Origin of the sequence: Neobacillus drentensis, assembly GCF_036962125.1 — a bacterium.
Classification (GTDB): domain Bacteria; phylum Bacillota; class Bacilli; order Bacillales; family Cytobacillaceae; genus Neobacillus; species Neobacillus drentensis_B.
This window is the reverse complement of record NZ_JBALOA010000003.1, coordinates 38,960-53,310: the sequence shown is the minus strand read 5'-3', so window position 1 is coordinate 53,310 and position 14,351 is coordinate 38,960. Positions and strand designations below refer to the sequence as shown.

At 38.5% G+C, this 14,351-nt stretch carries 14 protein-coding genes; 3 read left to right on the top strand and 11 right to left on the bottom strand.

Going from position 1 to position 14,351, the window contains the following annotated elements; all coding sequences use genetic code 11:
• Positions 1–9 precede the first annotated feature (9 nt).
• The 5 genes from V7121_RS02280 to V7121_RS02260 all read right to left on the bottom strand — a co-directional run bounded on the left by V7121_RS02280 (position 10) and on the right by V7121_RS02260 (position 4,104).
• Positions 10–1,158 (bottom strand): acyl-CoA dehydrogenase family protein, encoded by a 1,149-nt coding sequence (locus V7121_RS02280; RefSeq protein ID WP_335545556.1) that lies wholly within the window; start codon positions 1,156–1,158, stop codon positions 10–12.
• Between the two features lie 79 nt (positions 1,159–1,237).
• Positions 1,238–1,639, bottom strand: a complete 402-nt coding sequence (locus V7121_RS02275; protein ID WP_335494910.1) for a MaoC/PaaZ C-terminal domain-containing protein — start codon at positions 1,637–1,639, stop codon at positions 1,238–1,240.
• Positions 1,636–2,085, bottom strand: a complete 450-nt coding sequence (locus tag V7121_RS02270; protein ID WP_335545554.1) for a MaoC family dehydratase N-terminal domain-containing protein — start codon at positions 2,083–2,085, stop codon at positions 1,636–1,638. Before V7121_RS02270 ends, V7121_RS02275 begins: the two co-directional genes overlap by 4 nt.
• Positions 2,086–2,104: 19 nt before the next feature.
• A complete protein-coding gene (fabG, locus tag V7121_RS02265) occupies positions 2,105–2,869 on the bottom strand; it encodes a 3-oxoacyl-ACP reductase FabG (RefSeq protein ID WP_335494984.1) in 765 nt (254 codons plus the stop codon).
• A 56-nt stretch (positions 2,870–2,925) separates the two neighbouring features.
• The gene (locus tag V7121_RS02260; RefSeq protein ID WP_335494913.1) at positions 2,926–4,104 is read right to left on the bottom strand and encodes an acyl-CoA dehydrogenase family protein; all 1,179 of its coding nucleotides are present in this window, start codon (positions 4,102–4,104) and stop codon (positions 2,926–2,928) included.
• A gap of 264 nt (positions 4,105–4,368) precedes the next feature.
• On the opposite strand from V7121_RS02260, the gene V7121_RS02255 reads away from it, so the two are divergent.
• The 3 genes from V7121_RS02255 (at position 4,369) to V7121_RS02245 (ending at position 7,019) form a co-directional block, all read left to right on the top strand.
• Positions 4,369–4,521, top strand: coding sequence for a YpzG family protein (locus tag V7121_RS02255; protein WP_335494915.1), 153 nt, complete (start codon positions 4,369–4,371; stop codon positions 4,519–4,521).
• A 188-nt stretch (positions 4,522–4,709) separates the two neighbouring features.
• A complete protein-coding gene (locus V7121_RS02250) occupies positions 4,710–5,210 on the top strand; it encodes a GNAT family N-acetyltransferase (RefSeq protein ID WP_335494917.1) in 501 nt (166 codons plus the stop codon).
• Positions 5,211–5,339: 129 nt separating this feature from the next.
• On the top strand, positions 5,340–7,019 hold the full coding sequence (locus V7121_RS02245) for a PAS domain S-box protein (protein ID WP_335545552.1): 1,680 nt from the start codon (positions 5,340–5,342) through the stop codon (positions 7,017–7,019).
• A 7-nt stretch (positions 7,020–7,026) separates the two neighbouring features.
• On the opposite strand, the gene V7121_RS02240 is transcribed toward V7121_RS02245, so the two are convergent.
• The 6 genes from V7121_RS02240 to V7121_RS02215 form a co-directional block, all read right to left on the bottom strand.
• Positions 7,027–8,136, bottom strand: coding sequence for a GerAB/ArcD/ProY family transporter (locus V7121_RS02240; protein ID WP_335494920.1), 1,110 nt, complete (start codon positions 8,134–8,136; stop codon positions 7,027–7,029).
• A gap of 42 nt (positions 8,137–8,178) precedes the next feature.
• Positions 8,179–9,282 carry a GerAB/ArcD/ProY family transporter gene (locus V7121_RS02235; protein ID WP_335545550.1) on the bottom strand — a complete coding sequence of 368 codons (1,104 nt, stop codon included), beginning with the start codon at positions 9,280–9,282 and terminating at the stop codon, positions 8,179–8,181.
• 29 nt (positions 9,283–9,311) lie between these two features.
• Positions 9,312–10,529 carry a Ger(x)C family spore germination protein gene (locus tag V7121_RS02230; protein ID WP_335494923.1) on the bottom strand — a complete coding sequence of 406 codons (1,218 nt, stop codon included), beginning with the start codon at positions 10,527–10,529 and terminating at the stop codon, positions 9,312–9,314.
• Positions 10,526–12,115, bottom strand: coding sequence for a spore germination protein (locus V7121_RS02225; protein WP_335494924.1), 1,590 nt, complete (start codon positions 12,113–12,115; stop codon positions 10,526–10,528). The genes V7121_RS02230 and V7121_RS02225 overlap by 4 nt, the downstream gene beginning before the upstream one ends.
• 485 nt (positions 12,116–12,600) lie before the next feature.
• Positions 12,601–12,813 (bottom strand): hypothetical protein, encoded by a 213-nt coding sequence (locus V7121_RS02220; protein WP_335494926.1) that lies wholly within the window; start codon positions 12,811–12,813, stop codon positions 12,601–12,603.
• A 215-nt stretch (positions 12,814–13,028) separates the two neighbouring features.
• Positions 13,029–14,255 carry an MDR family MFS transporter gene (locus V7121_RS02215; RefSeq protein ID WP_335545545.1) on the bottom strand — a complete coding sequence of 409 codons (1,227 nt, stop codon included), beginning with the start codon at positions 14,253–14,255 and terminating at the stop codon, positions 13,029–13,031.
• Positions 14,256–14,351: the final 96 nt, after the last annotated feature.

Here is a 14,351-nt window from a genome sequence, read left to right as displayed (position 1 = left end):
AATAATAGATTAGCTATATTCTTTTTCTAGTTGTGCGGAAATAATATTCTTTTGAATTTCCGATGTCCCCTCATAAATTCTCGTAATCCGCGCATCACGGTAAAACCGTTCCACTGGGTAATCAGCAACATAGCCAAGACCACCGTGTATTTGTACGGCTTTATCTGCGACTCGGTTGTATACCTCTGACCCATAAAGCTTAAGCATAGCGGCCTCTTTTATTACCTTCATCTCCTTGTCAACCATCCATGCCACACGGTAGGTAAACGACCGAAGCGCTTCAATTTCAACGGCCATCTCAGCGAGCATGTGACTCACTGCCTGATTCATTATGATTGGTCTCCCGAATTGAATTCGTTCCATTGCAAATCTGGTTGACATGTCGAGGAGTTTTTGACAAGATCCTAAATTCCGGGCAGCAAGTCCGGCCCGGCCGTTCGTTAAAATCTTTAAGGCGTTAACATAGCCCAGTCCTTCTAACCCCAATACGTTTTCTGCCGGCACTTCACAATCCTCGAAAATTAATTCTGCAGAGTGCGAGCCGCGTAAGCCCATTTTTTTCTCAATCGCTCCTACTTTAAAACCAGGAAAATCCTTTTCAACAATGAACGAAGTTATTCCCTTTGCGCCCTTTCCGGGGTTGGTCGAAGCCATTACCGTAAATACACTCGCCTCCGTAGCATTGGTAATATAATGCTTTAACCCCTTTAAAATGTATTTGTCCCCTTTTCTTACTGCAGATGTTTTTAAGTTGGCGGCATTCGAGCCTGCTTCTGGCTCAGTTAAGGCAAATGCGCCAATTTTTTCACCGCTCGCCATTGCAGGAAGATATTTATTCTTTTGCTGTTCATTTCCTAACTCAACAATTCCAACCGTTCCAATCCCAGTATGCGCTCCGATTAACGTGGTGTAACCGTTATGCGTCTGGCCAATTTCCTCATACAACGCACATTTCCCGACCATGCCAATCCCGAGACCTCCATACTGTTCTGGTATACTTAATCCAAATAACCCCAAATCCTTTGAGAGGTTGATAATTTTTTCAGGGATGTGATTTTCTTCTTCAATTTGCATGGCTACAGCTTCAACCTCTGTTTGAATAAAATCTCTTACATTCTTTTTTAAAAAAAGAAGATCTTCCTCAAATTCGAAGTTCATGATTTTCACCTCATTTTGCTTAAAATAAACCCAGCACCAAGAAATCTCTCTTCTTGGTGCCGGGTCAGAATTTTACAGACTAGTATTGATGATATAAAACTTCGCCAATCAACACGTCTTTTCCATGTTGATTTACCGCTTGGACAGTGAAGCGCAGGTTTCGGTCCTGCCTTTCTTTCAATGTAGCTATCAGCGTAATTACATCACCCAAAAATACCATTCCTTTAAAACGGATCGAGTAATCTTGGACGAACCCTTCTTCATAATAAGCGGTAAAAAGCTTCGCAAGGTTCCCCATTGTCCACATTCCATGAGCAATGATTCCCGGTAAACCAGCTTTTATGGCCTCATCATCAATCGTGTGAATGGGGTTAAAGTCTCCAGATGCACCTGAATATTTAATGAGGTCCATTCTTGAAACTGGTGCCAATTGAATTTCCTTTACCGATTCCCCAACTTGTAACGCAGCTAACGTACTCATCGGGCCAGCACCTTCCTCACCGCTTCGGATATAACAACCGTTGAAGTTGAACTAAAAATTAAAGCACCTGATTCATCTTCGCCGTAATTTTCGATGACAAGGAACCCCATCTCCCCAAAATTCCCCTTTTTCTCAAAGTAGTTCTTTACTTTCGTATAGCAAAGGATATCCTCGCCTACCCTTAAGGGGCGTTCGTAATGAAAGGTTTGTCCTCCATGGATTAAGCCTTTATTTGGAAGGTTTAATCCTTCAATGGTGCCATAATCAAATGTCCTTGGAAAAGTTGGCGGGGCAATATTGGCTTGATATCTAGAATTTCTCCCAGTTTCCTCATCAAAGTAAATTGGATGAAGGTCACCAATTGCTTCCGCAAATTTCTTGACGGCCCCTCTTTCAACCGCATTTTTAACCTTATTTGATTGTTTACCTATTTGTTCTTTAAACAATTCTCTTCACCTCATTTAGTTAACATTTTGGTCCGCCAGCAACATAGATCACTTGACCATTTACAAAGGATGATTTTTCATCCGCAAAAAAGGCGACGGCATTCGCAATGTCTGCCGGTTTGCCACTTCTTCCGACTGGAATACTTGAGACACTCGCTTGAATGAGTTGTTCAAAAGGAATGCCGATTCTTGCAGCCGTTTCTTTCGTCATTTCTGTTTCAATAAATCCAGGCGCTACTGAGTTAGCAGTAATCCCATATCTGCCTAATTCAATGGCGAGTGTTTTTGTAAAGCCCTGCAACCCAGCTTTGGCGGCAGCATAATTGGCCTGACCGCGATTTCCCAGGGCTGAAGTCGAGGAAATATTAATAATTCGACCATATTTATTTTCGACCATATATTTTTGAGCGGCTCGTGCTGCAATGAAAGAACCTTTCAAATGGACATCCATAACGGTTTGCCAATCGGAATCTGTCATCTTAAAGAGCAGATTATCGCGGATAACTCCTGCGTTATTGACGAGAATATCGATAGAGCCGAATGCCTCATGAACCTCTTTCATCGCGTTTTCTACCTGCTCGGGGTCGACGACGTTTGCCACCCTTGCATACACGTGATACCCCTTTTCCTTTAACTCACTTGCCGTTGCACTTAACGCTTCTTCATTCAAATCAATTAGAGCTACCTTTGCCCCTTCTTGGGCAAAAAGCTCAACAATCCCCTTGCCGATGCCCCTACTTCCACCAGTGACAAATGCTACTCTTCCTGTAAATCTCCCAGCCATTTCTGATTCCTGCCCTTCGATTAGTAGATTAATAGATTGCGCTTTCATTTTAATCCTTATACATATTGACCAATTTTCACATGTCCCTTAATCAGATTCCGTGCAATAATCATCCGTTGAATTTCATCTGTCCCATCGTAGATTCTCCAGAGCCTTGCTTCTCGGTACCAACGCTCAATTGGTAATTCTCTTGTATATCCCATGCCACCATGAATTTGCAGGACTCGGTCGACGACTTTGTTCCCCATATTGGCGCCATACAATTTTGCCATCGATGCTAAATGGCGATTATCTTCGCCATTATCAAGCGTAAATGCGGCGTTCAACACGAGCCACTTGGCTGCTTCAATCTCAACTGCAGAATCAGCAATTTGCCATTGGATTGCTTGTCTTTCGGCAATTGGTTTACCAAAAGTGACCCGCTCCTTTGCGTAATCAATTGCCATTTGCAGCAGTCGTTCGGCGGTACCGACAGCCCTTGCCCCAACGACCCAGCGGGCAAAACCGATCCATTCAAGTCCAAGATTATAGCCTTTGTGTAACTCACCTAGAATATTTTCCTCTGGTACTCGTACGTTATCAAAAACTAAGCCGGCTGGACCCCATTCTCCCATTGTATGTATATACTCTGATTTCCAGCCCATATCTCGGTCGACAATAAAACATGTTACCCCCTCGCGTCCTTGTGTCGATTGATGTCTCTCCTTATCGGTAATCGCAATTGCCATTACAAAATCAGCTTCATTTCCACCTGTTATGAATGTCTTTTCACCATTTAATACCCATTCACTGCCATCTTTTACTGCTGTCATTTTAATATTTCTTGTGTCAGAACCAGCACCGGGTTCGGTCATAGCAAAACAGGATTTCTTTTCCCCATCAATGGTAGGAATTAAGTACTTTTTCTTCTGTTCTTCGTTTCCATAGTAAAGAATATTATCGGCGCTGCCACCAAATTGGAAGGGAACAAAGGTCTTTGAAACTTCCATGAGCACAATCGCCATCATCATTTGACCAAGGTCGGCCCCGCCATATTCTTCTGGGGTATTAATACCCCAAAAACCCGCCTCCTTGGCTTTTAATTGTAGTTCCTTTAGTTTACCTTCAGGCAGACTTGGTTTACCTTCTCGTTCATTTCTAAGTACATCATTTTCAAGTGGAATGAGTTCTCTTTCTACAAATCTTCTAATTGTTTTTTGCACCATTTTTTGTTCTTCAGTCAGACGCAAATACATACTTTTCACTCCATTCCTATGATCAAGTTTATTGCCGCTAAGATATAGTATGCGAAACAACCGTTGGAAATACCTACCGGTTAGTATGTTATCTTTATTTTATTCCGAACTTTCAGATAATACAAGTTATAATTTATTTAAGTGCCTATTTGTTTAACGTTAATTAATTTTGTTTTTGGTGACTAATTTCCTGCCATCTTACAAATGATAAAGATGATATTCATTCGAATATCTTCGTTTCAAATCCTTTGATGAGGTGATTTGATGAGCTATAAAGATCATTTAGATCCGCACTCTGAACTATTTCATTATGGTACAACGAGAGCGAAGCATACCAAAGCACAGGTTAACGGACAAACAAGGATGTCACAAAACCAGATCATTCTAAGGAGCAATGCCAAGGCCCACCGTTGGTAAGGTTTTGGCCTAGAAACGAGTAATGATAGGAATCAAATACTATCATTAACAGAGACCTTTTCTCGAATATGCCTTTCGGGAAAAGGTTTTTCTGTTTTCTAAATAATTCGTTATACAATATTGATAATGTTAGCTCCAAAAGATAATATAAAAACTATTAGACATTAAATAACAGGAGTGGAGTAAAGATGTTTGAGGAGTTTAATATTAGAGATGCCCAAATGAGTGATTTACCAATAATTGTCGACATTTATAATACAACCATTGCTAGTCGGATGGTTACAGCGGATTTAGAACCAATAACTGTCGAACATCGCGTCCAGTGGTTTCATGATCATTCACCCACTGTTCGTCCATTATGGGTCATTGAAAATCAAGGTGTTATTTGCGCCTGGGTTAGTTTTCAATCATTTTATGGCCGCCCAGCCTATCAGGCAACTGCAGAAATTAGTATCTACATTCATCCGGATTTTCGAGGTAGGAAACTGGGTAAATATTTAATCCAAAAAGCGATAGATGCCTGCCCTAGTTTAAACATTAAAACCTTGTTAGGTTTTATTTTTGGTCATAATGAACCTAGCATCAAGCTTTTTAAAAGCTTTGGTTTTGATACATGGGCCCATCTCCCGAATGTCGCAGAACTCGATGGCATAGAAAGAGATCTACTTATTCTCGGGAAAAGGATCTAATTTATCAAGAGTTTCTACCATTTTCACTATTGTATTATTCCAAAATAATGGATTTTCTAGTACTATAGATTAAAGGAGTAATCTATGCTTCTTTTATTTAATTACCCTTGAAGAGAACTGGAGATTTCCATGGAGAAAAAAAAGTTAATCTTTATTTATTTTATTACAAGTATTATTTGGATATATGGATCGAATTATGTAATCGAACAATATATACCATTACCATTGATGAACTTTGTAGAAAGGTCAAAAGAGATATTATATATATTGGTTACTGGAGGCTTCCTATATTTTTTTATGAATAAAAAAGAAGAGTTAACTGTCTCTAAAGAGGACCAACAACGTTTATCGACATTAATTAACTCAATGGTTGATTTTGTTAATTTTAAAGATGGCGAAGGTCGATGGATTGAAGCCAATGAATTTGGTTTACAGTTGTTTCAGCTTGAAAATGTCGACTATCGAGGCAAAAAGGACTCTGAATTAGCTAATTATACAGACTTTTATGGTGATGCCCTTCGCTATTGTGAGATTTCTGATGAAGAAGCGTGGAATAATCGGGAAATTACCCGGATTGAAGAAGTTCTTCCGGTCCCTGATGGGTCATCAAAAATATTTGACACAATTAAAGTCCCGTTATTTAATCCTGATGGCAGCCGACAAGGATTAGTTATCATCGGACGGGATATTACTGAAAAAAAGGAAATGGCTTTAAAACTGGCAGAAAGTCAGCAACAATACAAGTCCTTATTTGAATATAGTCCAGATATTGTTTATATGATGGATATAAACGGAATAATCACTAATTTAAATCCACAGTTTGATGTCATTACAGGCTTTAGACGGGAAGATGCAATAGGGAAAAATGTAAACCAATTATTACCCAAAAGATATAGACGCTATCTTCCAAAATTCATATCCACTGTGGTGGAAGATATAAAACCTGTTATGTATGAGATAAACTTCCCACACGCAAATGGAAATCGGATTATATTACAATGTACCTCTCTACCAATTATTATTAATGGAAGCATTGCTGGGATTATTGGCTATGGCAGTGATGTTACTACATTAAGAGAAACAGAAGAACGACTTCGAAGAACAGAAAAATTATCAATTGTTGGTGAATTATCTGCAAGCGTTGCCCATGAAATCAGGAATCCCCTTACTTCGCTAAAAGGCTTTGTCCAACTATTACAAATGGACGATGTGAAGCATCAATACTATCATCAAATTATGTTGGATGAACTTAATCGAATAAATGACATTGTTGGTGAACTTTTGTTATTAGCCAAACCGCAAATCCTAAAATATACACATGCAGGACTCCAAAAGCTTTTAACCGACGTCATATCATTACTAAATACGGAGGCTAGCTTATATAATGTTCAAATTGAAGCTTCATTTCCCGAAAATGAAATAATGATTGAGTGCGAACCAAACCAACTCAAGCAATTATTTATAAATATTATCAAAAATTCAATTGAAGCCTCACAAAAAGGTGGATTAGTTTCAATTGAATTGGAACAAGCAGAAGAAAATAAAGTGTTCATCAATATAAAAGATAATGGCTGTGGTATTTCAAAAGAAAGATTGGAGAAAATTGGCGAGCCGTTTTACTCCTCAAAAGAAAAAGGGACTGGGCTAGGCTTAACCGTCAGTTTTAAGATTGTTCAATCACATCAGGGGACAATTCATTTCGATAGTCTGAAAAATCAAGGGACATCTGTTCAGATAACCTTGCCTGTACAACAAATTATTAACAAGCGTATCCAACGTCTCACCAAAGACAAGGGTAAAAGAGCTTAAGCCCGTGCTAGGATGACGGGCTTTTTGCTTTCTTCCTATTCCGAAAAAAGGCAATGATTAATAACATCAAAGGGATGATAATTTGAAAAGGCCAATGTAAGTAGATTGGAACAACCACAAGCCCCTCCTTAATATGTTCCGCATAATTTGTAGCAATCGTGATTGAAGCAAATAATACAATAATTCCGATTGGGAACCCCAGCTTCCGTTGGTTTGTAACCCCGAAGATATCTGCTGCACCAGCTACAGCTGCATAATAGTAAATTGATATCTTAAAAAAACCGCCTATGATTAAATAGAGCATAAATAATACATCTAGACGCTCAATAAAATCAGCGATTTGAATTCTCCCGATGGTGTTTAATAGCGGGAAAGTGGAAAGTTGAAAAAGATCTGCCCCTAAAACAGAAATATTTATAACAACTGTAATGGTAATATTAATCCCTGCTAAAATCATCCCGCCTAAATAGACCTTTTTTGCCTTTGTTTTATCATTTAAAAACGGAAGCAGCATAGTAAAGACAACCATCTCTCCAAACGGAAAGTTAATGGTTTGCGCTAAAAAGGTATGGAGTACAGGTTTCAATCCATTCTCCAATACTGGTTTGAGATTATCTAAATGAATTAAACCGGAAAAGGTAATTAACAGCATGCCTAAAATGGCCGTCATGTAGACGATACCAAAATATAGTTCACCCACCCGGGCCAATACTTCAAAACCCTTATGAATCGCATAAATGATCGTAATAATCATCAGTGTATTAATTACAAATAACGGAGTACTATTATAAATGGTTGATGACAATAACTCTCCAAAATCCCGAAGTACCCTTGCTGCAATATAAATAAAATAGGCAACATAAAATAACCCAATAAACTTTCCAATCCATTTTCCGGTTATTTCCTGAAGATAACTTGTTAGAGGAAGTTCTGGATAATACACAAATAAACCGTAATAAATATAGAAGATCCCTATTCCACCAACCATTCCCAAAAGCACAGCTATCCAAGCATCTTGTTTCGCATTAGATGCTATCCCCACTAAGATGGCACTACCCATCTCAAACAGAACGATTAGCACGAACAGTTGACTTGCACTTATTTTGGCCTTTTCCATGTACGCTAGCCCCCCTTCTAAACCGATCAAAAGCCCACACGATTAAAGCGAACTTGTTTGTTTCTTCCGATTACGAAAATAAGCAATGGTCAATAGAATCGAAGGGATGATAATTTGAAAAGGCCAAGACAAATAAATCGTCACAGCAATCCCCTCTTTAATAAATTCCGCAAAATTAGATGCAATCGTTATCGATGCAAATAATACGATTATGCCAATTGGAAATACAAGTTTGCCTTGGTTTTTCATTTGAAAGACATCGACAGCACCTGCCAGCGCAGCATAATAAAAAATGGCAATTTTAAAGAAACCGCCAATGACTAAATAGAGCATAAATAATACATCTAGCCGTTCGATAAAATCGGCAATTTGTATTCTCCCGATGGTGGTTAATAAGGGAAAAGGGGATCGATGATAAAGATCCACCCCTAACACAGAAATATTTACGACCGCTGTAATGGTAATATTTATTCCTGCTAAGACCATTCCGCTTAGACAGACCCATTTAGCCTTTTTTTTATCATTTATTAAGGGGAGCACCATCGTAATGACAATCATTTCTCCAAAAGGAAAGGTGATGATTTGAGTTAAACCAGTTTTAATAACAGGGTTCAATCCATTCTCTAAGATTGGGGCTAGGTTACTCAAATGAATTAATCCTGAAAAGATGATTAATAGCATACCTAAAATCGCTGTTAGGTAAATGATGATAAAATAAAGTTCACCAACCCGTGCTAAGACTTCAAATCCCTTATGGACTCCATAAATTATCGTAACGATCATCAAGGTATTAATAATAAATAACGGAGTACTATTATAAATAGTTGTTGTTAATAACTCACCAAAATCACGCAATACCCTTGCTGCAACATACATAAAATAGACAATATATAATAATCCAAGTAACCTTCCAACCCATTTTCCGACTATTTTTTGAAGGTAACTGGTTAAGGGAAGGTCTGGATAGTACTTATATAATTGGTAATAAATAAAAAAGACAATGATACCGCCAAATAAACCTAATAAAATGGCTATCCAAGCGTCCTGTTTCACCTCTGATCCCAGACCAAGAAGAATGGCACTCCCCATTTCAAATAAAACAACCAGCACGAACAATTGGTAGCCACTTATTTTTACCTTTTCCAATTATAATTCCCCTCCAATATAGAGGTAATTTATTTAAATTTTAGGACTGACCAAAATGGCTTGGTCCGAACCCCTTCGCGCCGGGCGTAAGAATCTACTTTAACATTTACTTCTAGGTCTGCAAAATAATCGTTCCAATTACTTTCAAGTTTCTTCCATAGTTTAGGATTAGTTTTATGAACATTTTCACCAAACCCAAAAATATCACATCTAAGCTTTTGGGCTTCTTTTACTGAAGAAAGGACTTCCTTTTCAATCTTTCGTTCAACTAACTTTTGAATTTTTTCCATAATTTTTGGATCTGTCAAATCAATGGCAGTATTCGCTTCGCTAATCCAGCCTTCATTTTCAATTGATATATTTATGATTGGTTTCCCATTTTTAAATGCGGTTGCAACCTTTGTCTTTGATCGAATCGGAACCATGCTTAATCCATTTTTCTTTCCATTCCAGCTTATTGTAATATCGGTACTCTTAGCCTTATCTAAAACCCAGATCACTCCGCGTGCCTTATTACTTTCAATCCAATCAATTAATTCACCGTCTTTTATGACAGCTAGGCCATCTGCGGCGAGAAATGCGTCAGTCGTCGTCGTTTGCAAGTTTTCTGCTAGCCTGGCTTTTTCCTTGATACCTACTAATCTGTATCCATTAACAATCGGTTCTTTTCCAGTGCTAATGATTCCATTCATGAAGTCATCAATAGTAACAGACATATTTTCCCCCAGCATCGCTTCCGTTGCTTTGATCTCTTTGGTAATTTTCATGACAGGAAGCTTATCGAGAATTGTCAGAGTTGTTACCAATTCCTCTGCAGTCGAATCTCTAGCAATTACTAGCTCTGTTGTTGTTCTAAATTCAGGGTCTCTATCTAAGCCATCCATTATATGGAGCAAAGAATTTTTCTCTTTCGCCACTTCCTCGCTGACCACTACTAAATTAGTGTGTGCATAATATAAACGGCGTGAGACCTTTTTTGTTGCATTTCTGGCTGCTTCCGTTATCGTTCTACCTGTGCTTTTATAAACAGCTATCGGAAGCCCTTGGCCTCCCCCTCCACCTTGACCAGTCGAAACGTTTCCAGGATTAACAATTTGAAACGAGACATGATACATATCGTCTTCACCTTTATCAATACCCAATGCCAAAACGAAGGCCAAATCAGTAAGTTCTTTCTGATTCCAGCAGGCACTTAGGAGTGGGACAGTCATCGTTAGTGCCAAAAGAATAATTAGCCATTTTTTCATTCCTCTCCACCATTCGTAGATTGATTTTCTGATTGTTTAGGCGGCCCTGGCTTTTGATGTTCTCCAGTCCTCACCATGTTGCCTTTACTTATAAACATTGGTCTACTTTTCATAGCCCACATTGGAAAGCGAACAAATGCATCTTGTTGTTCTTTTAGATTGAAAGGGGCTAACGGCATCATGTACGGAATTCCAAATGACCGTAGTGAACATAAATGTATGGAAATGAACATAAGTCCCAACATGATTCCAAAAAAGCCCAATATTGTTGCTAATCCCATCAGTGCAAAACGAAGTAATCTGGCCGCAATGGCCATCGCAAAAACAGGTGTCGAAAAATTTGCGATGGCTGTAATTGATACAACAATAACCATTACAGGAGAGACAAGACCCGCTTGCACTGCTGCCTGCCCAATAACGAGGGCACCGACAATCGATACAGCCTGACCAACAGCCCTTGGAAGTCTAAGCCCCGCTTCCCTTAAGATTTCGAATGTTACCTCCATGATTAATGCTTCAACAAATGCTGGAAAGGGAACATTCTCACGTTGTGCGGCAATAGCAATGGCCATCGTCGTTGGAATCATTTCTTGGTGAAAAGTGGTCGCAGCAATATAAACAGAAGGGCCGATAACTGCGATAAGGAAAGCGATAATTCTTAATAGCCGAACTCCTGTTGAAATGTCAAATCGTGAATAGTAATCATCCGCTGCCTGGAAGAATTGAATAAAAATCGCGGGAACCGTAACCACAAATGGTGTCCCATCCACTACTATCGCAACTCGACCTTCCAGTAAATGGGATGTCACGACATCTGGCCTTTCACAATGGTAGGTGGTTGGAAATGTTGTCCACGTTTGGTCTTCAATCAACTGTTCTATATAACCAGAACCAATGATCGAATCGATATCGATTCGATTCAGTCTTTCTTTGACCTCAGCAACAATTTTGTCATTGGCAATTCCCTTTATATACAAGATGGCAATATCAGTTTGTGAAACGGCACCAAGTTTTATAGAATCCACCCGTAAATTCGGACTTTTTATCCTGCGGCGAACTAATGCCGTATTCGTTCGGAGTGTTTCTGTGAACGAATCTTTTGGACCGCGAATGGATAATTGTGTAGTCGGCTCCGTAATCGCGCGCTTATCCCATCCTTTTGTTTCGCCGCTAATAGCTTTATTACATCCCTGTAAGAATATGACGGTATCACCAGAAAACAGGGCATCATAAACTTGATTCCAATTAGTAATGGTTTTGACACTTCCAAGTGCCATTGTTTTATCAAGCATAAATTGAAATATATCGACTGGTTCATCAGGGACATTTGATTCCATTACTGTTTCTAATATATAGTCTGCTATTGCGATTGAACTAGCTAATCCGTCTACATAAACAAGTGCTCCTTTATGTGATCCAAGCTTAAACTCGCGAATATTAATATCTGAACTATTACCAACTTCCTCTTTTAAATGAGAAATATTCTCTTGATAATCTCTTAAAATAGGCAAGTCCTCTGGTTTTTGCGGATCTTGCTTTTGCCTATAATTATCGTCCTGACGCTTTTTTTGTTTATTTTTGAGCATTTTAGACAAAATCGACACAATACCCGCCTCACTAAGATTTATTTGGTCACTTTATTCCCAATACTGGATAGATTGCCCAAAGGGTACCACTTTATCCCATCAAAGGCGGTTTTTTACTATCATTTTTTAGCTGTAGTTGGTCGGTATAAGGAACAAGATAGTAAAGAACAATATATTAAAATGATCAATTCCTAAGGGTGTGCTTTAGTTGAAAACAATATTTATAACAGCAACATTGGCTGCTACGATATCCGCCTTAATTATTTCATTAGATCTCATAATGGGAATAAGTTATAAAGGGATTTTTTGGAAGGCTATAAACCCTTTTCGAGTAATGGAACCAGCAGAATATATTATCATAATATTATTTATCGTTTTTTACTTGATCGATTCCCTTGCAGGTTATCTAAAAAAGAGAAAGAAGGAAAATCCCTCTAACTAACCTTTTAACATGGTTCTGACCAAAAAAAAGATAAGTGCATCCCTTATAATGGAGTGCCCTTATCTGAATTTGAATGCGAACTATTTTTATCTCTTTTGTGGAACAATTGTTTTAACCAAACTAGCCCAACTTTTAATCCATTCCACCATTTCCGCTTTCCTTCAAAATTTGGACCATAAACATATCGGTTCCAAGCATAATAGATGGTTTCCTCAACACCAATAAATAAAAGGATTAAAAATATCCAAAACCACATTTTAAGGACCCCTTTTCAAAGAAGCTAATTCATCCGATTCATAACACCTTTTTAGAAGCACACCTCAAAGCACGCCAATTTTTCTAATTACAATATCTGTATATTTTTATTTTACCAAAAACTCACTGAATTGTGGATAAATAGGTAAATAATGTGGGTTTTTATGGTCTAAATAAATACCTCTGGATTTTAACTCCAGAGGCATTTTTTATCTATCAAGTCCTTATTGTTTCTTGACGATTAGGTGTTATTTCTTTCATAAAGGATTTATTTCCCGCTGAAAAGAAGATTACACTCCCTATCGTTGTGATGGCAAGAATCCAAAACATAATTTGGCCCTGAAATTGACTGAGAAGATACCCCCCAAATATTGGCCCGAGAAAGTTCCCAATCTTACGGAATTGAGCTGCACCGAAATAGGTTCCACGCAAATGTTCGGGGGCAAGCCGATCAATCATCATGTTATTGGAAGGAAAAATTAAGATTTCACCGATTGTTAATAAGACAATCGCCGAAATAGCCACTGTCCAGCCGGTTACAAAACTAAACACGACCAATCCAGCTGCCATAAAAATCGCACCAACCACCATGACCTGCATTAGCCGAAATTTTTCAGCAATATGGCTAATCGGCATTTGCAGGAATACAACCATAACAGCATTAATCGTGATCAGCGTCGAAAAAATTTGAATCCCATTTTCAAGGGATCCTTCTAATATTTGCGGTAAATTAGAGTCAATTTGTACATAGCCCATGTTTACTAAAATAATTCCAATAATTAAATACCTTAATGCTTTATCTGATTTGATTATACTAAACGCATTACTAAAGGAGACAACCTTCTTGCTTTGTCCTGTATGATGTACAATAAATTTATTTAGTAGAATCACGAGCACAATCGCATAGCTTAAATAGGTCGTTCCTGTAATAGCGAACGATAATTTTGCCGATGTACTCGCTAAATAGGCACCAACAAGCGGACCGACTGAGGCACCAATGTTCATCGCGGTATAGCGTAAAGAGTAGACCTTCATTCGCTTTTCCTTATCTGTTAGATCGGCCATCAAGGCTTGGGCAGTTGGTTCAAAAAAGGAATTTGACAGCCCATTTAATGCGTTTAACAGCACAAACCATCCGGGACTAGAAGCAACAGTAAACCCGTAATAAACCAATGCTACCGTAAACAAAGAGATGAGCATGACTGGCTTCCGTCCAAACCGGTCCGATAAATGACCGCCAATAAAGCCTCCAACTGTGCCCATTAGTGGACTCATCCCAACCGTTAATCCTATGACAATTGGAGAAAGATCCATATGTCTTGATAGGTAGATTGATAGGAACGGAAGGGTCATAAAAGCCGCGCCTCTTGATAAAACGGTTCCTATTAACAAAACCCACACGATTGGGTGGAATTGCCCAATATAGTTTTTTATTTTTGCCATATATGTACTGCCTCTCATAATATTTTTGGTCAATTTCTAGTAAAACAAATTTATGTAGCTAATGTAAAGAATTTTCTCATTGTTTTAAAAAAAGCC

Bases quoted from the DNA above. Each gene is read 5' to 3' on its own strand.
- V7121_RS02280 (WP_335545556.1), bottom strand. From the start codon at position 1,158: ATGAACTTCGAATTTGAGGAAGATCTTCTTTTTTTAAAAAAGAATGTA.
- V7121_RS02275 (WP_335494910.1), bottom strand. From the start codon at position 1,639: ATGAGTACGTTAGCTGCGTTACAAGTTGGGGAATCGGTAAAGGAAATT.
- fabG (WP_335494984.1), bottom strand. From the start codon at position 2,869: ATGGCTGGGAGATTTACAGGAAGAGTAGCATTTGTCACTGGTGGAAGT.
- V7121_RS02260 (WP_335494913.1), bottom strand. From the start codon at position 4,104: ATGTATTTGCGTCTGACTGAAGAACAAAAAATGGTGCAAAAAACAATT.
- V7121_RS02255 (WP_335494915.1), top strand. From the start codon at position 4,369: ATGAGCTATAAAGATCATTTAGATCCGCACTCTGAACTATTTCATTAT.
- V7121_RS02250 (WP_335494917.1), top strand. From the start codon at position 4,710: ATGTTTGAGGAGTTTAATATTAGAGATGCCCAAATGAGTGATTTACCA.
- V7121_RS02245 (WP_335545552.1), top strand. From the start codon at position 5,340: ATGGAGAAAAAAAAGTTAATCTTTATTTATTTTATTACAAGTATTATT.
- V7121_RS02240 (WP_335494920.1), bottom strand. From the start codon at position 8,136: ATGGAAAAGGCCAAAATAAGTGCAAGTCAACTGTTCGTGCTAATCGTT.
- V7121_RS02230 (WP_335494923.1), bottom strand. From the start codon at position 10,529: ATGAAAAAATGGCTAATTATTCTTTTGGCACTAACGATGACTGTCCCA.
- V7121_RS02225 (WP_335494924.1), bottom strand. From the start codon at position 12,115: ATGCTCAAAAATAAACAAAAAAAGCGTCAGGACGATAATTATAGGCAA.
- V7121_RS02220 (WP_335494926.1), bottom strand. From the start codon at position 12,813: ATGTGGTTTTGGATATTTTTAATCCTTTTATTTATTGGTGTTGAGGAA.
- V7121_RS02215 (WP_335545545.1), bottom strand. From the start codon at position 14,255: ATGGCAAAAATAAAAAACTATATTGGGCAATTCCACCCAATCGTGTGG.